Source organism: Lentzea sp. NPDC006480, assembly GCF_040611995.1.
Lineage (GTDB): Bacteria > Actinomycetota > Actinomycetes > Mycobacteriales > Pseudonocardiaceae > Lentzea.
The window spans coordinates 12,335-33,717 of the sequence record NZ_JBEXPJ010000088.1 but is presented as its reverse complement, the minus strand read 5'-3'; the positions used below and the strand labels follow the sequence as shown (position 1 = coordinate 33,717).

The window sequence follows — 21,383 nt, the reverse complement described above, 5'->3', positions numbered from 1 at the left end:
GGGCCTACCACAGCCCATGCACCCTGATGCCCATCTCCGCAAGGAGGCGTTCACTAACAGGGCGCGGACGCTCGGTCGAAGGGATCGGGCACAACGCTCGTCTAACGGCCCGCGTGCCGACCATCGTGAGCGGTGACGACGACACGCCCGCCGCTGCGGCGCGGAGGGCGTGTCGGGTGAGGCTGGAAGTGTTGCGGCGTCAGGCCTTCTTCTTGGCGGCGATCTGGTCGATCACTTCGGACTGCGAGACGACGATCTTGCCTGCCAGGGCCTTGGAGCCCACGTGCACGCCCTTGGTCTGGGCGTCCTTGGCCATGTCCACGCCGCTGCGGAGGTGGCGGGAGAGGGCGGACAGGTAGAGGTCGTCGAACTGCTTGCCCTGGGCGGCTTTCAGGCCGCTGATGTCCTTTTCGGTCATCATGCCCGCCATCTTGTGGGTGGTGGCGGCGTCGTCGCCGGGGACCTGGATGTTCCAGGAGCGCAGGTAGGTGGACATCTGCTCGATCTCGCCCGCTTCGGCTTTGGAGATCTTGTCGGCGACGTCGATGACGAACTCGTCCTTGGAGCGTTCCAGGGCGATCTTGGAGATCTCGATCGTCTGGCGGTGGTGGGGGATCATCCTCAGCGAGAAGGTCGCATCGTCCTCGTTGGCCGCTGGTCCGGAGGAGCTGTCTCCGCCGAAGGTCGAACAGCCCGTCAGCGCTAACAGACCTAGCACGATGATGAGCAGACGCGCACGCATGAAGCCTCCCGTCACGGTTCCCTGTGTGGGCATACGGGTGGCCGTTGTGTCCGGTTCAGTGAAAGTTCTGGAACCTAAGTGGTTTGGCGTCAGCCGAGGTCGTCCAGGGCCTTGAGCACTCCGGCGACCACGTCGGGGTGGCCCAGTGGCAGCGGGGGCGGGGTGCCTTGGCTGCGGGCGATGACGCGGGCCGACGGGAAGTCGGCTTCCGGGTCCACCAGGAGAACCGAGCGCACCAGGTCGGCGTGGTCGCGGACCAGGTCGAGCACGTCGGTCGCCAGTGGGCCGCTCGTCACCACGTCCAGCTGGGTCGAGGTGTCGTCGCGGTGCATGCTCAGGACTTTGTCCACTGTGGACTTCCAGGACGGGGCGGCCGGCACGCGCAGCCACACGACGCGCACGGTGTCGGCCAGCGGGCGCCAGGTCGCGGGGATGTCGTTGTGGAGGGCCTCGCCCGCTGGATCGATCACGAGGATGGTTGCCACTCCTGATGGGCCGTCGGCCACGACGCCCGGACCGGTTGCCCTGGCGGGCTCGCTGAAGTCGCGCATGGCGTCCGAGTACCCAGCGAGGTGACGTCTTGCACGCAGTACCAGTGAGGCGATTGGTCTGATCCGGTAACCCGAACGGCCGAGGGCAGGACCACGCACCCGACTGGACTTGTTGACAGCAACCAGTTTCAGGTCCACGGCCGGTGATGTCTTGACCACTTTCTGAACCCAGGTTTATGGTCTAGACCACACCGAAACTTGATCGGCGAGCGATCTAGACGCTGCCGGTTCCCGCCCCTGCAACGGGGGTCTACCCCGCCTGGGAACTAGCCAAGGAGTTCGGACGATGAAACTCACCCGAAAAGCGGCGCTGGTCATGGCCGCTGTCCCTGCGATCGTGTTCATCACTCCGGTCGGTTCGGCCAGTGCGCACGGCTATGTGTCGTCGCCGCCGAGCCGGCAGGCGCAATGTGCTTCAGGAGCGGTCACGGGCTGCGACGGTCCCCGGTACGAGCCGCAGAGCAACGAAGGCGACAAAGGCAGGACGGACTGCTGGGGCGGTGATCGCCAGGACTTCCAGGTGCTCAACGACGACAGCAAGGCGTGGCAGGTCACCAACGTCGGTAGCAGCCTGACGATGACCTGGACGTTCACCGCCCGGCACCGCACGCGTGACTACGAGTACTACATCGGCAGCACGCGCGTGGGCTTCGTCGACGGCGGCAACGCGGCGCCGGTCGACCCGGTGCGGCACACCATCAACCTGAGCGGGTTCTCCGGCCGCCAGAAGCTCCGCGCGATCTGGAACATCGCCGACACGGTGAAGGCGTTCTACTCCTGCATCGACATCAACATCGGTGGCACCGGCGGCAACCCGACCCCGCCGCCGACCACCACGACCACCACGTCACCTCCCGTCGGTGGCACGTGGGCGCCGAACACGTACTACGCCACCGGCGCGCAGGTGACCTACGGCGGGTCGAGCTACCGGTGCCTGCAGGCCCACACCTCGCTGACCGGCTGGGAACCGCCCAACGCGGCGTCGCTGTGGCAGAAGATCTGATCCGATGAAGCGCCTGGTGATCGCGATTGCGGCCGCGGTCCTGGCGCTGGCGGGGTGCGGCGGAGAGGCGATCGTGCCGGAGGGCCAAGGAGCCCACGGGCACGGTGCGAACTCCGCCGCACCACCCCCGCCGGCCGCCAGCTCGCGGTTCAACGACGCGGACGTCACGTTCGTGCAGATGATGGTCGACCACCTGCAGCTCGGCATCAGCCTCTCCCAGCTGGCGATGGCGAAGGCCACGAAGCAGGAGACCAAGGACCTCGCGGGCGCGATCAACACGACCCAGCGGGAAGAGCTCTCGATGCTCAAGTCCTGGTTGAAGCTCTGGGGCAAGCCGGAGGAGGGCGGCGCGAACCTGCACGTCCAGCACGGCGGTCAGCCCCTGCTCGACGACAAGGTCATCAACGACACCAAGGAGAAGAGCGGGGCCGAGTTCGACCTCGCGTTCCTCAACCTGATGACCGGGCACCAGGGCGCCGCCGTCGAGATGGCGCTCACCGAGAAGAAGGACGGTCAGAACCCCGAGACCACGGCTTATGCCGAGCGCGTGGCCAACACGCGGCAGGGCCAGATCCAGCAGATGCTGAAGGCCATCAGCGAACCGTAGGCGTTTGGTCAGCGGTCCGGCGTTCCCTTCCCGGTCATGGACGTTTTGATCTCGGGAGCGGGCATCGCCGGGCCCGCGCTCGCCTACTGGCTGGCACGCGCGGGCTGCTCGCCCACGGTGGTGGAACGGGCGCCGTCGCTGCGCCCTGGTGGTCAGGCCGTGGACTTCCGCGGCGAGGCACACCTTTCTGTCCTGAGACGGATGGGTGTGCTCGATGCCGTCATGGCCGCGCAGACGAAACCGCGCGACATGGTGTTCCGCGACCCGGACGGGCGGGAACGCTGCCGGCTGCCCGCGTGGTTCACCGGCGGCGAGGTGGAGATCCTGCGCGGCGACCTGTCCCGGTTGCTGTACGAGGCGAGCTGTTCGGACGCCGAGTACGTGTTCGGCGACTGGATCACCTCGCTGGACGACGACGGCGCCGGGGTGGACGTGACGTTCGCGCGCGGGCCCTCGCGGCGGTTCGACTTCGTGATCGGCGCCGACGGGATGCGCTCCGGCGTGCGGCGGCTGGTCTTCCCGGAGTACCGGCCCAAGTTCCAGGGCTACTACTTCGCGATCTGGGACACCGACGGCGATGATCGCGACCTGACGTGCGCGCCGGGGGTGACCGCCGCGCCCGGCTGGCTGATGTTCAAGTCGTCGGTGCCGCCGGAGCTCATGCCCTACGAGCTGATCGCGCCGGGGATCTACTTCGACTCGATCAGCCAGGTGCGGATGCCGACGGTGAGCTCCGGGCGGGTCACGCTGATCGGTGACGCCGGGTACGGGTCCACGCTGGGAGGTATGGGAACCGGGCTCTCGGTCGTCTCGGCTTACGTGCTGGCAGGGGAGATGGCGGCGGGAGAGGGCGCCTTCGCGCGGTACGAAGCCTTGATCGGACCGTATGCGCGCGGGTGCCAGGGCAATCCCGGGCCACCTCTCGCGCCCGCGACCAGGCTGGGCATGTGGGCTCGCGACAGGATGTTCGGGCTGCTGCCGAAGATTCCGATGGTGGCGCGGTTCGACCTGCGGGCAGCCACCGCGATCAAACTCCCGGAGTACGCGGCAGTTCGGTGAGCGCGGCCTCGATCTGGAGCTTGGCCGCGTTGTGCATCCATCCGAACCCGAGTTCCTTCTGTGCGTCCCGCAACAGCTGTTCGGCCTTGGCCAGGTCGCCCCTGCGCTGGGCGATCTTGGCCAGGCCCGCGGTGGCGAGTGCCCGAGTCGCGGCCAGACCGGCCTGCGTCGCCATGTCCAACGCCTCCAGGTAGTCGCGCTCGGCCTCGTCGACGTCGATGTCGAGCAACCGGTCCGCTCGCCGTCCGCGCAGTTCGGCGAGCTCCTCCTTGGCCCCCAGCTCGCCGACGGCCCGGAGCGCCTCCTCGGTCAGCGCCAGGGCTTCGTGCGGATCGTCGGTCAGGTTGGCCAGCACGTCCATGACCTGGGCCGCGCCCCAGCGTTCGCCCAGGTCCTGGAACTGCTTGAGCGCCTTGCGGGCACACGCGATCGCGGGCGCCCGGTCGCCGTTCGCGACGAAGCCGGTGTAGGAGTTGCTGAAGCCGATCAATCCCTGGATCCACGGGTCGTCGCTGCGTTCGACCTCGTTCTGCAGCTCGGTGCGCGGGGCGCCGGGGTCGGGCGGGCCGCTGAGCATCGCCCACGCGATCAGCACGAACGGCTGTTTGATCGGGCCGCTCAAGCCCTGCAACACGTTCTGCACGCGCTCCGGCGCGGCCAGCGCCAGCAGAATCGCATATTCCTCAGTGGACTGTTCAGATACTCGGGCGACGAGTTTCTCAGCCAGGGCGCGGACTTCGGTGCGGCTGCCCTTCACGTACCAGTACCAGGACAGCTCGGCGACCAGCTGCAGCGCCAGCTCCGGGTCGTGTTCGGTCGCCCACTCGACGGCTTGCAGGCAGTTCGCGTGCTCGGCGGTCAGGCGGGCGAACCACCGCAGCTGGTCGCGCCCGCGCAGCTCGGGATCCGCGCGACGAGCCAGATCCAGGAAGTACCGGGCGTGCTCGGCGTCGACGCGCTTGTGCTGCGAGCAGAACTCGCGGATGGTCACCAGCATCCGGTAGCGGCCGTCGGTGGCGTCCACCAAGGACTTGTCCACCAGCGCTTCCAGCACTTCGAGGTCGTGCCGGCAGACCTGTTCGACGGCCTCCAGCGTCGCCCCGCCGCTGAAGGTCGCGATGGATGCCGCCAGGTCGCGCTCGTCGGAGTCGAGCAGGTCCCAGCTCCACTCCACGACCGCGCGCAGGGTCTGGTGGCGCGGAGCGGCGGCACGGTTTCCCTTGGTGAGCAAGCGGAATCGGTCGCCCAGCCGCGCGGAGATCTCCTCGGTCGTCAACGTCCGGGTGCGCGCCGCGGCCAGTTCGATGGCGAGCGGCAGGCCGTCGAGCTCGCGGCAGATGTCGACGGTGTGCTGGTCCTGCACGAAAGCCGGGTTGACGAGCCGCGCGCGGTCGACGAACAACGCGACGCTCTGCTCGGGCTTCAGCGGCGGCACCGGGCACAGCATCTCACCGGTGATGCCGAGCGCCTCCCGGCTCGTGGCCAGGATCCGCAACGACGGGCAGGTGCTCAGCAGGTGCTGCGCCAGCTGGGCGGCCTGGACGATCACGTGCTCGCAGTTGTCGAGGATCAGCAACGTGTCGCGCTCGCGCAGCGCCAGCGTGAGCCGGTCTTCCGGGGCCAGCACGGTTTCCTTGAGTCCCAACGCCTGCAGCGTCGCCGCCGAGACGTCCTTCACCGGCGCGAGGTCGACGAAGATCGCGTCCGGACCGGCGCTCCGCAGTGCCAGCCGGGTCTTGCCCGCACCGCCGGGCCCGGTCAGCGTGACCAGCCGGGAGCTCATCGACGCGAGCCGCCGCAGTTCGTCCTGCCTGCCCACGAAACTGGTGAGCTGAGCCGGCAGTTCGCGATGGGTCTGGCCGCGCAGGATCTGCAGGTGGATCGCGCGCAGCTCCGGCGACGGGTCGGTGCCCAGCTCGTCGGCCAGCAGCGAGCGCGCGTCCTCGAACGCCTGCAACGCCTCGGCTTGACGGCCCTGCTGGTTCAACGCCTGCATCAGGTAGCCGCGCAGTCGTTCGTCCAACGGGTGCTGCTGGACCAGGTCCGCGATCTCCTGCACGTCGGCCTTGCCGAGCCGGATCCGCGCGGCGATCAACGCGTTCGTGGCGGCCGACCGTTGCTGCTCAAGCCGAGTCGCGTGGTCCTGGGCGTCGATGTCGGCCAGCGCCGGCCCGCGCCACAGCTGAAGTGCTTCGGACAAAAGGGATTCCGCACCCTGCGAATCACCGCGCTCCAACGCCTGCTGACCTTCGGCGGCCAGCGAGACGAACCGATGGGCGTCAACGTGATCCGGTGCCAGGGCCAGCCGGTAGCCGGCCGGGTGGAACTCGATCAGCGAGGCGTCTCCGAGAGCTCGGCGCAGACGGGACACCTGGCCCTGCAACGCATTCGCGGCGTCGGACGGCGGTTCCGAGCCGTAGAGCTCGTCGATCAACCGGTCGAGCAGGACGATTTCGCCTGCCCGCAACGCCAGCATCGCGAGGAGGGTGCGCGGCCGCGGCCCACCCACCGCGATCTTGCCGTCCGGGGAGTGCGCTTCAACGGGGCCGAGAATGCCGACGTGCACGGTGTCAGCGTACGAAGCGGCCGGGGCTCGTACCCAGCACACGGCGAAAATGGCGGGTGAGATGCGACTGGTCGTGGAACCCGGCCATCACCGCCACCTCGGCCGCGCCGTGTCCCTCCAGCAGATATCCGCGGGCGAGATCCACCCGGCGGCCGGTCAGGTACCGGTGCGGCGGCAACCCGAACCGCTTGCTGAACGCCCTCACCAGGTGCGTCGGGCTGGTCTGCAGCTCAGCGGCGGCCTGCGCGAGCGTGATCCCGGCGGGCACCGAGGCGTCCAGCAGGTCTCGCAACCGGTCGGCGAGCGTCGGATCCGCGTACACCGCGGCGGTGGCGCCTTCGAAGTGGTGCTTGAGCCGTTCGGCGATCAACGCCAGGCGACTCGAAGCTTCGAACGGGTCCTCCAGCGCGAGGTGCAGCTGGTGCACCCGCTGCCGCAGCAACGGGTCGACCAGCATCGGGGTGTCGACGGCCTTGCCGATCAGGTCGAGCGGCAGCACCGAGTCGTCGAGGTACAGCACGCGCTTGCGGAAGCCGGTGGGCACCGCTGACCGCCCGTCGTGCGTCACGTGCGGCGGCAACAGCGTGACGCCGGAGACGAGCGCGCCGTGCTCGTGACGGTCCAGTTCGTACCGCACGGCACCGTCGTCGAGCAGCATCAACGTCCACGCGTCGTGTGTGTGCGCCGGGTAGGCGTGCGTGGTGAAGTGGGCGTGGAAGACCTCTTTGATCCCGTCCACCGCCGGTTTCCAAGCGGTGCTGCTCATGTCAAAAACGTACAAGACGCCAGGCCGGGATGCCCGCGATCGTGGGGTCCATGTTCGACACCAAGATCGCTGTGCTGCTGCGGGACGACCTGGCCGGCTGGCAGGCGCTGAACGTCACCGCCTTCCTCGTCAGCGGCCTGCCGGAAGAGCTCCGCGGCGAGCCGTACGTGGACGCCGACGACGTGCACTACCTGCCGATGTTCCGCCAGCCCGTCGTGGTCCTGCAGGGTGACAAAGACCTGCTCACCAAGGCCCACGAGCGCGCTCTCAACCGCAACCAGCCCATGGCCGTCTTCACCGCCGACCTGTTCGCGACGGGCAACGACGAGGACAACCGAGCCGCTGTCCGCAAGGTGCACACGCAGGACCTGGACCTGGTCGGGATCGCAGTGCACGGCCAGAAGAACGCCGTCGACAAGATCTTCAAAGGCGCGCGCATGCATCCGTGATTGACTTCGAACCATGCTGGTGGGGACGCATGAGCTCGAGGTGTTCGAGAAGGCCAGGCCGCGGCTGGAGGCGATCGCGTACCGGCTGCTGGGGTCGGCGAGCGACGCCGAGGACGCGGTGCAGGACACGTACCTGCGCTGGCAGTCAGCCGGCCACGCGGAGATCGAGACGCCGGAGGCGTGGCTGACGAAGGTGCTCACCAACCTCTGCCTCAACCGCCTCACCTCGGCGCGGGCCAGGCGCGAGACCTACGTGGACCAGTGGTTGCCGGAGCCGGTGTTCGCCGGTGACCGGATGCTCGGTCCGTCCGAGACGGTCGAACAACGCGAGTCCGTCTCGATCGCGATGCTGACCCTGATGGAACGGCTCTCGGCCAACGAACGGATCGTCTACGTGCTGCGGGAGGCGTTCGGGTACGCGCACGGTGAGATCGCGGAGATCCTCGACCTCACCGAGGCGAACTGCCAGCAGATCTACCGGCGTGCCAAGCAGCACCTCGCCACCGGGCGGACCCGCGTGGAGGTCGACGCAGCCGGTGCGCGCAAGATCGTCGAGGAGTTCCTCGCGGCGGCGCTCAGCGGCAACACCGACTCGCTGGTGAGACTGCTCGCCGACGACGCGATCAGCGCGGGCGACGCGGGCGGCGTGTTCCCGAGCCTGCCGAGGCCGATCAGCGGTGCCCTCCGGGTCGCGAGGTTCCTGCGCACCCTGTTCACCATCGACGACGCCAAGCGGGCGATGATCGGCGGCAGCCCGGCGTTGTTCGCCGAGGTCGTCAACGGCGTCCCTGCGGTGGTGCTGGTGGTCGACGGGCAGGTGGTCGTCGTCGTCACGTTCGAGGTGACCACCGAGGGCATCACCGCGGTCCACACTCAGGCCAACCCCGCCAAGCTCGACCGCGCCACGCGGACCTGGACCTCGGGAGAGCCCCTCGTCGAAAGCTGGTGACTCAGGTCACAGCCCGCTCCTGTCAGGTTTCGCGCCGCCGTCCGGTTCAGGAGGCGAACACGAACCAGACAGGAGCGAAGCCATGACCCACCGCATCGTCGTTCTCGGAGCCGGATACGCCGGAGCCAACGCGGCCGGCCGCCTCGCGAAGCGGCTGCACCCCGCCGACACCGAGATCATCCTCGTCAACGCCGACCCCGAGTTCGTCGAGCGGGTGCGCATGCACCAGCTGGCAACTGGACAGGACCTGAAGGTCCGCAAGCTGACCGACGTCTTCGCGAAAACCGGTGTGCAGGTGCGGATCGCGCGGGTCGTCGCGGTCGACGCCGAACGCAAGATCGTGGACACCGACGGCGGCGAGATCGCGTACGACACCTTGGTCTACGCACTCGGCAGCACCGCCACCGACGTTCCCGGGAACGCTCACAACATCGCCGGCAAGCAGGCCGCGCAACGACTTCACGCGCGGCTGGCAGACCTCGGCGCCGGTGGCACCGTCCTCGTCGTCGGTGGTGGTCTGACCGGCATCGAAGCGGTCACCGAGATCGCCGAGGCCCGGCCCGACCTCGACGTCTCCCTCGCCGTCCGCGGCGGCCTCGGAGACTGGTTGAGCGACAAGGCCCGCCGGCACCTGCGCCAGGCGGTCGACCGGCTCGGCATCACCGTGCACGAAGGCGTCGACGGCCGCACGCTCGACGCCGAGGTGACGGTGTGGACCACCGGTTTCGCCGTGCACCCCATCGCCGCGGCCACGACCCTGGAGGTCTCGCCGTCGGGGCAGATCGTCGTCGACGAGACGATGCGGTCGGTCTCGCACCCCGACGTGTACGCCGTCGGTGACGCCGCGCTCGCCCAAGGCGGAAGCGGCTCGACGTTGCGGATGTCTTGCGCCTCAGGCGTTCCGACGGGCCACCTCGCGGCCGACGCCATCGCCGCGCGTCTCACGGGCCGTGCGATCCCGAAGAACAAAATCGGTTACAACGGCCAGTGCATCAGCCTCGGACGCAACGACGCCGTCATGCAGTGGGTGACTCCCGACGACAAGCCCAAGCCGTCCGCGCTCACCGGCAAGGCGGCCGTCCGCCTGAAGGAGTTCATCTGCAAGTCCGCGGCCTGGAGCATTTCGCACCCGACGGTGCTGATGCCTTCGCGTCGCCGGCGCATCACCACGGCCAGCGCGACGCTCGAAACCGCGCTCTAATTCGTGCGTGATCAAGCTGCTCCGGATGGCCGTCTTCCTGCTGGTTCTTTCGGCCGAGGTGTACCTGGTGGTCGTGCTCGGGGACCGGTTCCGCTTCGCCAACCACTTCAGCTACTTCACGGTGCTGTCGAACGTGTTCGCGGCCTGTGTGGCGCTGCTGGGGGTGTGGGGGCCGGTCTCCGCGCAGATCAGGGGCGCGGCCGTGCTCTACATGGCCACGACGGGCCTCGTTTACGCGCTGCTGCTGCGAGGCGTTGACGTGCAGACCCCGGCGTACGCGAACTGGGTCCTCCACGTCGTCGTGCCGATCCTGGTCGTCGTGGAGTGGCTGCTCGCGCCGGAACGGACCACCCGCGCATGGACCTGGCTCTCGTTCCCCGCCGCCTATCTCGCCTACACGCTGATCCGCGGGCCGATCGTGGACTGGTACCCGTACCCGTTCCTCGACCCGCGCCCGCACGGGTACGGCGAGGTGGCCCTGACCTGCGTTTTCGTCGCGGTTGTCATCACCGGCCTGGCCTACGCGGTGTCGTGGGCCGGCACGAAATTGGCCCAAAGAAGCAGTGCTGTCTTGTCCCACGACTAGGGCCAATCGTCGCTCTAGGTTCTAAGACATGACCAGGCGACTCGCGTACGCACAGCTGACGAACTCGATTGGCGACGGCGGCTTTCTCGTCGTCTCCGCCCTGTACTTCACCCAGATCGTCGGCCTGAGCGCGGCGCGGGTCGGCCTCGCGCTGACGCTCGCGTGGGGCGTCGGAGCCGTCGCGGGTGTCGCGCTGGGACACCTCGCCGACCGCTTGGGCCCGCGCACCACCGCGGTCGTGCTCGCGGCAGCCACGGCCACCAGCATCGGGATCCTGCTCTTCACCCGCAGCTTCGCGGCGTTCGTGCTGGTCATGTGCCTGTACGCGAGCTTCCAGAGCGGCCTGCAGGCGTCCAGGCAGGCCCTTCTCGCCGGCCTCACGACGCCCGAGGAACGCACGCGGGCCCGTGCTCGGATCCAGTCGACGGCCAACGCGGGCATCGCGATCGGCGCGGCGATGGGCGGCTTCGCGCTGCACCTGGGCACCGAAGCCGCTTACACGGCGGTGTTCGTGATCGATGTGCTCGCGTTCCTCATCGCGGCACTGATCCTGGGCACGCTGCCGGAGACCGTGATGACCCGTGCCAAGGGCAAGTTCGACGTGCTGAAGGACCGCCCGTACGCGCTGATCACGTTGATCAACGCCGTGATGCTGCTCTACATGCCGCTGCTGAGCCTGATCATCCCGCTGTGGATCGTGCAGCGGACCGAGGCACCGACCTGGCTCGCCGCCGCGCTGCTGGTGCTCAACACCGGCGCCGTCGTGCTCTTCCAGGTGCGGATCGCCAAGCGCGCCAACGGACTCGGCCAGGCGTCGAAGCTCGTCAGGCACGCCGGCCTGATCATGCTCGCCTCCTGCGCGGTGTTCGCGGCGTCGGCGTTCAGCCTCGGTGCCTGGCCGGTGGCGGCCGTGCTGATCGCGGCCGCCGCGCTGCAGGTGCTCGGCGAGATGATGCTCGCGTCGGGGGCCTGGGAGATCAGCTTCACCCTCGCGCCCGCCGACCGGCAGGGCCAGTACCAGGGCTTCTTCGCGACCGGCACGGCAGTCGCGCGCATGGTCGGCCCGGCGCTGCTCACCACGGTCGTGCTCGGCTGGGGCGCGATCGGGTGGCTGCTGGTCGGCGGGCTGTTCGTCGTGGCCGGTTACGCCATGGGGCCGGCGGTGCGCTGGGCGCGCGAGAAGAACTCCACCAGCACCGGTGCCGCGGCCGAGGACTTGAGCATGTGCGTCTGACCCGGCAACTCCTGGTACTCCACGTCCCCGAGGACCTCCGCGACGTTCTTCATCGTGTTGCGGAGGTAGTCGGGGCTCTTGCCGCCGTTCATCACGAGCGTCGGCACCTTGATGTTCCAGCGATCGGCCGGGAGCGATGAGCCGCGACCGTCGTCGCCGAGGATGCGCAGGTCCCACGGCAGCGTGTGCGCGACCAGCTTGAGCTTCTTCCACACCGGCGTCAGCTTCATGATCGCGAGCCCGATGCCGGGCACGCCGACCATCTTCATGAAGGTCGAGAGCATGCCGGAACGGTCGCCGCGCGCGAGCATGTCGTTCATCTGCTGCACGATGTCCGCGGGGCGCGGCTGGTACGTGTCGTCCACGACCATCGGCACCTCGTAGACCGCGAGGCGGGTGATGGACGGCAGCTTCGTCGCCGCGTCGAGGGCGAGCACCGCACCCGAGGACACGCCGAACACGAACGCACTGCCGCCGGCTTCCCCGATGACCGCGTCGAGGTCCTCGATCTCGTGCTCCGGCGTCCACGGCGTCGCACCGTCACCGGTCTCGCCGCGGCCGCGCCGGTCGTAGGTGTAGACGGTGAAGTTCTTGTCCAGCACCGACGCCAGCTCGGTGCTCGGGCCGAACATCCGGTGGCACATCGCGCCGTCCACGAGGATCAGCGCGGGTCCGGAACCGGTGATCGAGTACGCGATCTCGGTGCCGTCGGCGGAGGTCGTGAAGCGCGTCATCTCTGCTCTCCCAGGGTGGTGTCGAGGAAGGTCTGCCAGTCCTGCTCGGACTCGTCGCCCTCGAAGATGTTGTGCGCGGCGATGAACGGCCCGAAGAACCCGCGCATGAAGCGGTACATGCCCTTGTCGGTGCGCAGCGCGAGAGTGTGGGCGTTGCGGTGGAACTCGACGGCGTCCGGGAGCTTCTCGGCCAGCGCGGCATCGAGCTTCTTCCAGGCCTCGTCCCAGTCGCTGACCATCGGCCCGAACACGGTGATCGGGCGAGCGGTGCGGCCGGCGAAGTGCGTCAGGTACTCCTGCAGCGTCCGGCGGAACAGCGCGCCACCCAGCGTCATGGCCTCGAACTCGTCGGCCCAGTCGTCGCCGGGCAGGAAGCCGCTCGTGACCATCCGCAGCACCGTGCTGCCGTGCTCGCGGCCCTCGACGAGGAACTCGTAGGCGATGAACCGGCCGTCCGGCGCCTTGCCGCTGTCGTAGGCGAAGTGGCTGCCTCGTTCGGACGCCGTGATCCCGCTGGTCGGCTCGTACCCGCCGAAGGCCATCTTGACCTGGCCGTTCGCGACCTCGTTGCGGCCCATGAACCACGAGTCGATGCCCGGCCCCGTGGCGATGGCCGTCCAGACGTCCTCGACGGACGCGGGCACCTCGATCTCGTCGGTGCTTTCGAACGCGTGGCCCATCAGTTCTCCCTCTCCGGGTTCGTGGATGGTCTCATCCTGCTCCCGACAACTCTCATCGTCAAGACAGTGAAGCTAGTCTTGACAAAAAAACTTGTCGGTGGTTCCGTTCTCGGCACCGAACCAGTGGAGGAAGTCATGTCCCGCATCGCCTGTGGTGTCGCCGCCGGTCCGCTCTACCTGGTCGTGGGGTACGCCCAGGCCTTCACCCGCGAGGGTTTCGACCTCACCCGGCACCCGTTCAGCATGCTCAGCCTGGGCTCGCTCGGGTGGATCCAGATCGCGAACTTCATCGTCAGCGGCGCGTTGTTCGTCATCGCCGCCACGGGCATGGCCAGGCACACGAAATGGGGTGCGCGGCTGATCGGCCTGATGGGGGCGGGGATGATCCTCGGCGGGGTGTTCACCGCCGATCCCGCGCTGGGCTTCCCCGTCGGCACACCGGACACCGCGCCGGTTTCGCTGTCGTGGCACGGGATCCTGCACGCGGTGGCGTTCGGGCTCGCCATGATCGGCTGGATCGGTGCGTGCTTCGTGTTCGCGCGTAGGCTCGGGGGATGGCTGGCGGTGATGAGCGGCCTGACGGGCGTGCTCCTGATGGTGCCGATGGCGTTCCTGGGCAACCCCGGCGGCACGGTGCTGCTCTACGTGGTGGCGACGATCGGCTGGGTGTGGACCTCGGTCGTGTCCCTGCGGCTGAACCGGCCTGCCTTCTCGAGCTGATCTGTCCCGAGTGCGGGCGCGTCACCACCGACGAGGACGCGCCCGGATGTGCCGCCTGCCGTCAGACGTGAGCGCCGAGCTGCCTGGCGTGCACGGTGCTGATGTCGTAGGAGATGCCGCAGAACGTGCACTGCAGCCCGTACCTGCTGCTGATGGTGAACAGCGGGATGAAGAAGATCGTGGGCTTGGTGTAGCGCTTGACCAGGGCGTGCGCGGCCTGGTTGTGGCAGTGTCCGCACACGAGCGACAGCATCGCGAGCTGCTGGATCGTCGTGCGCCAGCCGAAAATGAACATCCGCGCCTCCTGGGTTGGCTGTCCCTTTGACGTCCGGCGTCCCATTTGAGTTGCAGTGAGCTCGGCAACTTCAGAAGCTGCACAGGTGAGCAACCTCTTGCGGCCCTGGCTCCCGTCCGACGCGCCGATCGTGCTGGCGGCGGCCGCCGAGCCGTTGATGAACTGGCAGTTCCCCACTCCGGTCGACTCGACGGCGGCCGCTCAGGACTGGATCGCGATGCTCGCCGACCGCCGGGCCGAGGACACCGCCTACGCCTTCGCCGTGCTGGACGACGGCGAGCCGGTGGGCAACGTCGCGGTGTCGAACGTCGACCGCCGCCACCTCACCGGCTGGGTGTCGTACTGGATGCGGGAGCGGTCGCGCGGCAAGGGCCTCGCCACCAGAGCGTGCCGGGAGCTCAGCGAGTGGGCGTTCACGGAGCTCGGGCTGTTCCGGCTGGAGCTCGCGCACCGGCTCGACAACCCCGCGTCCTGCCGGGTCGCGGTGGGAGCCGGGTTCCTGGCGGAGGGTGTCGAACGGTCCCGGCTGCTCTACGACGGCGTCCGGTACGACACCGAGACGCACGCGCGGCTCGCGACCGACCCCGCCTGAGGTTCACGTCGCGATCAGCCGGGTAACCGGCAGTGCATGAGCGACGTGCAGGACGAGCTGCTGCGGACTCTGACCAAGGTCGCCAACGCCCTGCGAAGCGCGGACATCCCGTTCGCGTTGACGGGCGGGTGCGCGGGCTACGCGCGAGGCGGACCGGCGAGCGAGCACGACGTGGATCTGCTGGTGCGTCAGGAGGACGCGACCAACGCGGTCCGCGTTCTCGTGCAACGCGGGCTGCGGGCCGCGGAGCCGCCGGAGGACTGGCTGCTCAAGGTCTACGACGGCGACTCGTTGGTGGACCTGCTGTTCCGGCCCAACGAGCGCCCCGTCACCGACGAGGTGCTGGCGATGGCCGAGGAGATGCCGGTCGGGTCGGTGATGCTGCCGGTGATGCCCGCGACGTTCGTGCTGACGAGCAAGTTGCTGGTGCTGGACGGCCACCGCTGCGACTTCAGCGAGCTGTTGCCGTTCGCCCGTGCGTTGCGCGAACAGATCGACTGGGAACACGTGCGCGAGGAGACGAAGCACTCGCCGTACGCCGAGGCGTTCCTGGTGCTCATCGAACGCCTGGAGATCATCGGGAGGGGCAATGGAATCCGAGCAGTACCTCGCGGCAAACCTGCGTAGGGCGGTCGCGGAGGACCCCAGAACGGCCGAGCTCGGCGTGCGGGTCACGGTGCGCGGAGATCACGTGATGCTCTCCGGCGACGTGGCGTGCGCGGATCGGCGCAAGGCCCTCGAAGAGGTCCTGCACGAGGCCGCACCCCAGCTCACGATCTTCAACGACGTGCGCGTGACGCCGGCGGGTGAGCCGGTGGGCGAGGAGGACCTGCGATGATCCGGATCGCGGCGGTCGGTGACGTGCACCTCGGCGAGGACATGCGCGGCAGGCTCCGTCCGGCACTCGACAAGGTCGGCGACCACGCGGACGTCCTGCTGCTCGCCGGTGACCTGACCCGGCACGGCACGGTCGCGGAAGCCCAGGTGGTCGCGGACGAGTTCGCGGACCTGGCGGTGCCCGTCGTCGCTGTGCTCGGCAACCACGACCATCAGGACGACAAACCGCTCGAAGTCACCAAGACGTTGCAGGACAAGGGCATCCATGTGCTGGAAGGCACGACCTTCCAAGCCGAGATCAACGGCTGCACGCTCGGTGTCGCCGGCGTGAAGGGGTTCGGCGGCGGGTTCGCGGGCAAGTGCGGGAGTGCGTTCGGCGAGCGCGAGATGAAGGCGTTCATCCAGCACACGTGTGACATCGCGGAGACCCTGGAGCAGGCACTGTCCGAACTGGACACCGACATCAAGGTGGCGCTGACCCACTACGCGCCGGTGCCGGACACGTTGCGCGGCGAGCCGCCGGAGATCTACCCGTTCCTCGGCTCGTATCTGCTGGGTGAGGCCATCGACGCCACCGGCACGCATCTCGCCGTCCACGGGCACGCGCACTTCGGCACCGAACAGGGCATGACGCCGGGCGGGGTGCGGGTGCGCAACGTCGCGCAGCCGATCATCCGGTCCGCGTACACCGTCTACGTGATGGAAGGTGCGAACGCATGACCGTTGGCGACTTCATCGTGCAACGCCTGCGCGACTGGGACGTCAAGCAGGTGTTCGCGTATCCCGGCGACGGCATCAACGGGATCGTGGCCGCGTTCGGCAAGGCGGACAACGACCCCGCGTTCATCCAGACGCGGCACGAGGAGATGGCCGCGTTCGCCGCGGTCGGTTACGCCAAGTTCAGCGGCGATGTCGGAGTGTGCCTGGCGACGTCCGGGCCCGGCGCGATCCACCTGCTGAACGGCCTGTACGACGCGAAGCTCGACCACGTCCCGGTCGTCGCGATCGTCGGGCAGACCGCCCGCACCGCGCAGGGCGGCAGCTACCAGCAGGAAGTCGACCTGCACTCGTTGTTCCGCGACGTCGCTTCGTTCCTGATCGACGTCAACGTGCCGGAGCAGCTGCCGAACGCGCTGGACCGGGCGATGCGCACCGCCGCGGCCGATCGCGCGCCGGCGGTGGTGATCATCCCGAACGACGTGCAGGAGCAGGAGTACGAGGCGCCCAAGCACGAGTTCAAGTACATCCCGTCGAGCCCGCCGTCGCGGCCTTCTTCCTGTGTCGTACCGGCGAACGACGAGGTGCGGCGCGCGGCCGACGTGCTGAACAGCGGTGAGAAGGTCGCGATCCTGATCGGCCAGGGTGCTCGTGGAGCGGCTGCCGAGGTGCGCGAGGTCGCCGACGCGCTCGGCGCCGGAGTCGCGAAGGCGTTGCTGGGCAAGGACGTGCTGCCCGACGACCTGCCGTACGTGACCGGGTCGATCGGGCTGCTGGGCACCCGGCCGTCGTACGAGATGATGCGCGACTGCGACCGGTTGCTGATCGTCGGCTCGAACTTCCCGTACTCGCAGTACCTGCCGAAGTTCGGCAAGGCCCGCGGTGTGCAGATCGACGTCGACGGCCGCACGATCGGCATGCGCTACCCGACCGAGGTGAACCTGGTCGGCGACGCGCGGGAGACGTTGCGCGCGCTGATCCCGTTGCTGGAGCGCAAGAACGACCGCTCGTGGCGGCACACGATCGAGGCGAACGTCGAACGCTGGTGGGAGGTCGTGGAGAAGCAGGCCTCGGTGCCCGCCGACCCGGTCAACCCGATGCTGATCGTCTCGGAGCTGTCGAAGCGCCTGCCCGCCAACGCGATCGTCACCGCGGACTCGGGTTCCGCCACGAACTGGTACGCGCGTTTGCTGCGGATTCACGGCAACGTGCGGTCGTCGTTGTCCGGCACACTGGCCACGATGGGTTGCGCGGTCCCCTACGCGCTCGGTGCCGCATATGCCCAGCCCAAACGACCGTTGATCGCGTTGGTCGGCGACGGCGCGATGCAGATGAACGGCATGGCGGAGTTGTTGACGCTGAAGCGTTACGGCATCCGGTGCGTCGTGTGCGTCTTCCACAACAACGACCTCAACCAGGTCACGTGGGAGCTGCGCGCGATGGGCGGAGCGCCGAAGTTCGAGGAGTCGCAAACACTTCCGGACATCTCGTACGCGGCCTACGCGCGCTCGATCGGCCTGCAGGGCATCGAGGTGGACAAGCCGGACCAGCTGGGCCCGGCCTGGGACACGGCTCTGGCGTCGGACGGCACCGTCGTGCTCGACGTGCGCTGCGACCCGAACGTGCCACCGATCCCGCCGCACGCCACGTTCGACCAGCTCAAGGACATGACCGAGGCGGTGCTGCGCGGCGATCCCGACGCGTGGGGCCTGATGAGCCGGGGAATCAAAACCAAGATCCAGGAGTTGCTGCCGTGAAACTGGGCTATTTCCTCTCGTCCGAAGAACACGGTCCGCGAGACCTGGTCCGCCACGCGCGGATGGCTCAGGACCACGGCTTCGAGTCGTTGTGGATCTCGGACCACTACCACCCGTGGAACGACGAACAGGGCCAGTCGCCGTTCGTGTGGGGCACGATCGGCGCGCTGTCCGAGACGGTGTCGGTGCCGATCACGACCGCGGTCACCTGCCCGATCGTCCGCATCCACCCGGCGGTGATCGCCCAGGCGGCGGCAACCGCGGCCGTGCAGTGCGAGGGCCGGTTCGTGCTCGGCGTGGGCAGTGGGGAGGCGTTGAACGAACACGTTCTCGGCGACCGCTGGCCGTCCGCCGACGTGCGGCTGGAGATGCTGGAGGAGGCGATCGGCCTCATCCGCGCGCTGCACCAGGGCGACGAGGTCACGCACCACGGCAAGCACTACACCGTGGAGAACGCCCGCATCTACACCGTGCCGGAACGACCGGTGCCGATCTACGTCTCGGCGTTCGGTCCCAAGGCGGTCAAGCTGGCGGCGCAGAACGGCGACGGCTACATCTGCGTCGGCCCAGCAGGTGATCTGGTGAAGCAGTACCGGTCCGAGGGCGGGCGCGGTCCGGCGCAGAGCGGCTTGAAGGTCTGCTACGCCGAGTCCGAGGAGGACGGTGTGCGGACCGCGCACCGGTTGTGGCCCAACGACGGCCTGCCCGGCGAGCTGGCCCAGGTGCTGCCGACGCCGAAGCACTTCGAGCAGGCCTCGGAGCTGGTGACGCCGGAGATGATCGGCGAGTCGATTCCGTGCGGCCCGGACCCGGAGCGGTACGCGGCGAAGGTGCGGGAGTTCGCCGAGGCCGGGTTCGACGAGCTGTACGTGCAGCAGATCGGCTCGAACCAGCGCGAGTTCTTCGAGTTCTGGGCGAAGGAAGTCGTGCCGCTGCTCGACGTTTGACGCGTCTGCTGAGCAGGGTATTCGAGTCCTATGAGGAGGTTCCTGCGAGAGCACAGCCTGACGCTCGGCTTCGGCGGGCTCTTCCTCGCCGCACTGGTCGGCCAGTTCTTCGCGGGCCACGCCGACTTCAACGAGCGTCAGGCTGCGCTCGGGCAGCCGTTGCTCTCGCTGGGGCAGTACCTGTTCTCCGCCGACTTCCTGGTCGACGTCGCGGAGAACTGGCAGTCCGAGTACCTGCAGTTCTTCCTGTACGTCACCGCGACCGTGTGGCTGGTCCAGCGCGGCTCGCCGGAGTCCAAGCCCGCCGACAAGGCCGGTCTGGACACGGACGAGAACCAGCAGCTCGGCCGGTACACGAGCGCGGACTCGCCGAAGTGGGCGCGGGTGGGCGGATGGCGCACCAAGTTCTACTCGAACTCGCTCGGTCTCGTGATGCTGGTGCTGTTCCTGTTCTCGTGGACGACGCAGTGGATCGCGGGCTGGTACGCGAGCCAGTCGGATCCCTTGGCGGACAAGGTGAGCCTGGGCGCGTACTTCTTCAGCTCCGACTTCTGGAACCGGTCGCTGCAGAACTGGCAGTCCGAGTTCCTGGCGATCGCGTCGATGGCGATTCTCAGCGTCTACCTGCGCCAGCGCGGCTCGCCCGAGTCGAAGCCCGTGGGCGCCTCGCACGAGGTGACTGACAGGTCAGGTTAGTTCCACCCACTGCGCGCGCCACTGCGGTGGAGCGAACTTCTGGGAGTAGTAGCGCGTGTCGCGCACGATCCGTCCGTCGTCGTCCAGCTCCCACACGACGACGACGTGCCACGCATCGTCGCCGTCGCCGTAGTCGTTGACGCCTTCGACGACCCAGAGCTTTCCGGCGCCGGACACCCGCCTCAGCTCGATCGCCGGCGGTTTCGGGAACGCCTCCTGCATCGCGCGCATGTCGTCCCTGCCGCTGATCCGTTCGCCGGACTGCGGCATCTCCATCACGTAGTCCGGCGACCGCAGCTCGTACTCGGACTGCGCGTCGAGATCGCCGAACATCAGCTCGACGCCCTCGCGCATCGCGTCGGCGTCGTTGTCGGTGACGGCGCGGCGGAACAGCTCCAGAACAGGGTTCATCCCAGGAGTCTGCTCCGCCGCGCCGCACAAGGCAGCGCGACCACCTTCTCGGGCCGTCGCCACCGCCTCTACGCGAGGATCTCGCCGACCGTGCCGGCACCCACGGTCTTGCCGCCCTCGCGAATCGCGAATCCGAGCCCGGTGTCCATCGCCACCGCCTTGCCCAGCTCCACCGTGACCTCGACGGTGTCTCCTGGCAGCGCCAGCGTCCTGTCGAGCTCGACCACTCCGACGACGTCGCCGGTGCGGAAGTGGAACTGCGGCCGGTAGTTCGAGGCGATGCCCGTGTGCCTGCCACCCTCGGCGTGCGAGAGCAGGTACACCGACGCGCGGAACCTGGTGTGCGGCGCCACGCTGCCCGGCAGGGCCAGCACCTGGCCGCGCCGGACCTCGCCGCGCTTCACTCCGCGCAGCAGCACCGCGGCGTTGTCTCCCGCCTGGGCCTGCTGCATCGGCTTGCCGAACGTCTCGATGCCCGTGGCGACCGAGGTCACCGGGGAACCGAGACCGATCACCTCGACCTGGTCGCCCAGGCCGAGCACTCCGCGCTCCACCGCACCGGTCACGACCGTGCCGCGACCGGTGATCGTCATGACGTTCTCGATCGGCATCAGGAACGGTCCGGACAGGTCGCGGTCGGGCACCGGTACGTGCTCGTCCACGGCCTCCAACAGCCGTACGACCGACTGCGTCCACTCCGGATCTCCTTGCAGCGCACGAAGACCGGACACGCGGACCACCGGCGTGGCGTCGCCGTCGAAGCCGTACCTCGACAAGAGGTCGCGGATCTCCAGCTCCACCAGGTCGAGCAGCTCCGGGTCGCTCACCGCGTCGGCCTTGTTCAGCGCCACCACCACGTACGGCACGCCGACCCGGTGCGCGAGCACGACGTGCTCGCGCGTCTGGGGCATCGTGCCGTCCTCGGCGGACACGACCAGGATCGCGCCGTCCAGCTGTGCCGCACCCGTGATCATGTTCTTCACGTAGTCGGCGTGGCCGGGCATGTCGACGTGCGCGTAGTGACGCGTGGGCGTCTCGTACTCGACGTGCGCGATGTTGATCGTGATACCGCGGGCGAGCTCCTCCGGGGCGCGGTCGATGCGGTCGAACGCGGTGAAGGTGGTGCCCGACGGGTCCTTTTCGGACAGCACCTTGGTGATGGCGGCCGTCAGCGTGGTCTTGCCGTGGTCGACGTGACCCATGGTGCCGATGTTGAGGTGCGGCTTGGCGCGCACGAACTCCTGCTTCATTTCCTTTGTCCTCGAAGGCGCAGCTGGGATTTCC

25 protein-coding genes are annotated in these 21,383 nt (G+C 68.4%); 16 read left to right on the top strand and 9 right to left on the bottom strand.

Features of this window, described 5'->3' with window-relative positions; all coding sequences use genetic code 11:
* Positions 1–199 precede the first annotated feature (199 nt).
* Complete coding sequence (locus tag ABZX92_RS28990; protein ID WP_355565994.1) at positions 200–742, bottom strand: DUF305 domain-containing protein; 543 nt, start codon at positions 740–742, stop codon at positions 200–202.
* Between the two features lie 89 nt (positions 743–831).
* Positions 832–1,293 carry a hypothetical protein gene (locus ABZX92_RS28985; protein ID WP_355565991.1) on the bottom strand — a complete coding sequence of 154 codons (462 nt, stop codon included), beginning with the start codon at positions 1,291–1,293 and terminating at the stop codon, positions 832–834.
* A gap of 286 nt (positions 1,294–1,579) precedes the next feature.
* Between ABZX92_RS28985 and ABZX92_RS28980 the strand changes: the two genes are divergently transcribed.
* From ABZX92_RS28980 to ABZX92_RS28970, 3 genes are read left to right on the top strand one after another with little or no spacing between them, the layout of a single operon-like run.
* Entirely contained in the window at positions 1,580–2,296 is a 717-nt protein-coding gene (locus ABZX92_RS28980; RefSeq protein WP_355565988.1) for a lytic polysaccharide monooxygenase, read from the top strand.
* A 4-nt stretch (positions 2,297–2,300) separates the two neighbouring features.
* A complete protein-coding gene (locus ABZX92_RS28975; RefSeq protein WP_355565985.1) occupies positions 2,301–2,903 on the top strand; it encodes a DUF305 domain-containing protein in 603 nt (200 codons plus the stop codon).
* Between the two features lie 36 nt (positions 2,904–2,939).
* Positions 2,940–3,962, top strand: coding sequence for an FAD-dependent monooxygenase (locus tag ABZX92_RS28970; RefSeq protein WP_355565983.1), 1,023 nt, complete (start codon positions 2,940–2,942; stop codon positions 3,960–3,962).
* On the opposite strand, the gene ABZX92_RS28965 is transcribed toward ABZX92_RS28970, so the two are convergent.
* Entirely contained in the window at positions 3,931–6,528 is a 2,598-nt protein-coding gene (locus tag ABZX92_RS28965) for a BTAD domain-containing putative transcriptional regulator (RefSeq protein ID WP_355565980.1), read from the bottom strand. The two genes, ABZX92_RS28970 and ABZX92_RS28965, sit on opposite strands and share 32 nt — an antisense overlap.
* A 4-nt stretch (positions 6,529–6,532) precedes the next feature.
* The gene (locus tag ABZX92_RS28960; RefSeq protein ID WP_355565977.1) at positions 6,533–7,294 is read right to left on the bottom strand and encodes an AraC family transcriptional regulator; all 762 of its coding nucleotides are present in this window, start codon (positions 7,292–7,294) and stop codon (positions 6,533–6,535) included.
* Between the two features lie 50 nt (positions 7,295–7,344).
* Here ABZX92_RS28960 and ABZX92_RS28955 point away from each other — a divergent pair, with 50 nt between their 5' ends.
* The 5 genes from ABZX92_RS28955 to ABZX92_RS28935 all read left to right on the top strand — a co-directional run bounded on the left by ABZX92_RS28955 (position 7,345) and on the right by ABZX92_RS28935 (position 11,713).
* On the top strand, positions 7,345–7,743 hold the full coding sequence (locus ABZX92_RS28955) for a DUF2000 domain-containing protein (protein WP_355565974.1): 399 nt from the start codon (positions 7,345–7,347) through the stop codon (positions 7,741–7,743).
* 13 nt (positions 7,744–7,756) lie between these two features.
* Positions 7,757–8,692 carry an RNA polymerase sigma-70 factor gene (locus ABZX92_RS28950; protein WP_355565971.1) on the top strand — a complete coding sequence of 312 codons (936 nt, stop codon included), beginning with the start codon at positions 7,757–7,759 and terminating at the stop codon, positions 8,690–8,692.
* Between the two features lie 82 nt (positions 8,693–8,774).
* Positions 8,775–9,893: an FAD-dependent oxidoreductase gene (locus ABZX92_RS28945; protein WP_355565968.1), complete on the top strand. Its 1,119-nt coding sequence runs from the start codon at positions 8,775–8,777 to the stop codon at positions 9,891–9,893.
* Between the two features lie 7 nt (positions 9,894–9,900).
* The gene (locus tag ABZX92_RS28940; protein WP_355565965.1) at positions 9,901–10,479 is read left to right on the top strand and encodes a Pr6Pr family membrane protein; all 579 of its coding nucleotides are present in this window, start codon (positions 9,901–9,903) and stop codon (positions 10,477–10,479) included.
* Positions 10,480–10,507: 28 nt separating this feature from the next.
* Entirely contained in the window at positions 10,508–11,713 is a 1,206-nt protein-coding gene (locus tag ABZX92_RS28935; RefSeq protein WP_355565963.1) for an MFS transporter, read from the top strand.
* Here the strand turns inward: ABZX92_RS28935 and ABZX92_RS28930 are convergent.
* Both ABZX92_RS28930 and ABZX92_RS28925 read right to left on the bottom strand, forming a co-directional pair.
* Positions 11,623–12,447 carry an alpha/beta hydrolase gene (locus ABZX92_RS28930; RefSeq protein ID WP_355565960.1) on the bottom strand — a complete coding sequence of 275 codons (825 nt, stop codon included), beginning with the start codon at positions 12,445–12,447 and terminating at the stop codon, positions 11,623–11,625. The genes ABZX92_RS28935 and ABZX92_RS28930 overlap by 91 nt on opposite strands.
* On the bottom strand, positions 12,444–13,127 hold the full coding sequence (locus ABZX92_RS28925) for an SRPBCC domain-containing protein (RefSeq protein WP_355565959.1): 684 nt from the start codon (positions 13,125–13,127) through the stop codon (positions 12,444–12,446). The genes ABZX92_RS28930 and ABZX92_RS28925 overlap by 4 nt, the downstream gene beginning before the upstream one ends.
* A gap of 135 nt (positions 13,128–13,262) precedes the next feature.
* Here ABZX92_RS28925 and ABZX92_RS28920 point away from each other — a divergent pair, with 135 nt between their 5' ends.
* Positions 13,263–13,847, top strand: a complete 585-nt coding sequence (locus ABZX92_RS28920; protein WP_355565956.1) for a DUF998 domain-containing protein — start codon at positions 13,263–13,265, stop codon at positions 13,845–13,847.
* A 61-nt stretch (positions 13,848–13,908) separates the two neighbouring features.
* Here ABZX92_RS28920 and ABZX92_RS28915 read toward each other — a convergent pair whose 3' ends face one another.
* Complete coding sequence (locus ABZX92_RS28915; protein ID WP_355565953.1) at positions 13,909–14,142, bottom strand: zinc-ribbon domain-containing protein; 234 nt, start codon at positions 14,140–14,142, stop codon at positions 13,909–13,911.
* Between the two features lie 85 nt (positions 14,143–14,227).
* Here ABZX92_RS28915 and ABZX92_RS28910 point away from each other — a divergent pair, with 85 nt between their 5' ends.
* From ABZX92_RS28910 to ABZX92_RS28880, 7 genes are read left to right on the top strand one after another with little or no spacing between them, the layout of a single operon-like run.
* A complete protein-coding gene (locus tag ABZX92_RS28910; protein WP_355565950.1) occupies positions 14,228–14,734 on the top strand; it encodes a GNAT family protein in 507 nt (168 codons plus the stop codon).
* Between the two features lie 36 nt (positions 14,735–14,770).
* Positions 14,771–15,361, top strand: a complete 591-nt coding sequence (locus tag ABZX92_RS28905; RefSeq protein ID WP_355565947.1) for a hypothetical protein — start codon at positions 14,771–14,773, stop codon at positions 15,359–15,361.
* Positions 15,324–15,572, top strand: coding sequence for a BON domain-containing protein (locus ABZX92_RS28900; protein ID WP_355565944.1), 249 nt, complete (start codon positions 15,324–15,326; stop codon positions 15,570–15,572). The genes ABZX92_RS28905 and ABZX92_RS28900 overlap by 38 nt, the downstream gene beginning before the upstream one ends.
* A complete protein-coding gene (locus ABZX92_RS28895; RefSeq protein WP_355565941.1) occupies positions 15,569–16,291 on the top strand; it encodes a metallophosphoesterase in 723 nt (240 codons plus the stop codon). Before ABZX92_RS28900 ends, ABZX92_RS28895 begins: the two co-directional genes overlap by 4 nt.
* A complete protein-coding gene (locus tag ABZX92_RS28890; protein WP_355565938.1) occupies positions 16,288–18,045 on the top strand; it encodes a thiamine pyrophosphate-requiring protein in 1,758 nt (585 codons plus the stop codon). The genes ABZX92_RS28895 and ABZX92_RS28890 overlap by 4 nt, the downstream gene beginning before the upstream one ends.
* Positions 18,042–18,992 carry a TIGR03557 family F420-dependent LLM class oxidoreductase gene (locus tag ABZX92_RS28885; RefSeq protein WP_355565935.1) on the top strand — a complete coding sequence of 317 codons (951 nt, stop codon included), beginning with the start codon at positions 18,042–18,044 and terminating at the stop codon, positions 18,990–18,992. The genes ABZX92_RS28890 and ABZX92_RS28885 overlap by 4 nt, the downstream gene beginning before the upstream one ends.
* Positions 18,993–19,022: 30 nt before the next feature.
* A complete protein-coding gene (locus ABZX92_RS28880) occupies positions 19,023–19,688 on the top strand; it encodes a DUF6766 family protein (protein ID WP_355565932.1) in 666 nt (221 codons plus the stop codon).
* On the opposite strand, the gene ABZX92_RS28875 is transcribed toward ABZX92_RS28880, so the two are convergent.
* Both ABZX92_RS28875 and tuf read right to left on the bottom strand, forming a co-directional pair.
* The gene (locus tag ABZX92_RS28875) at positions 19,680–20,099 is read right to left on the bottom strand and encodes a nuclear transport factor 2 family protein (RefSeq protein WP_355565929.1); all 420 of its coding nucleotides are present in this window, start codon (positions 20,097–20,099) and stop codon (positions 19,680–19,682) included. The genes ABZX92_RS28880 and ABZX92_RS28875 overlap by 9 nt on opposite strands.
* A 68-nt stretch (positions 20,100–20,167) precedes the next feature.
* A complete protein-coding gene (gene tuf, locus ABZX92_RS28870) occupies positions 20,168–21,349 on the bottom strand; it encodes an elongation factor Tu (RefSeq protein ID WP_355565926.1) in 1,182 nt (393 codons plus the stop codon).
* Positions 21,350–21,383 lie beyond the last annotated feature (34 nt).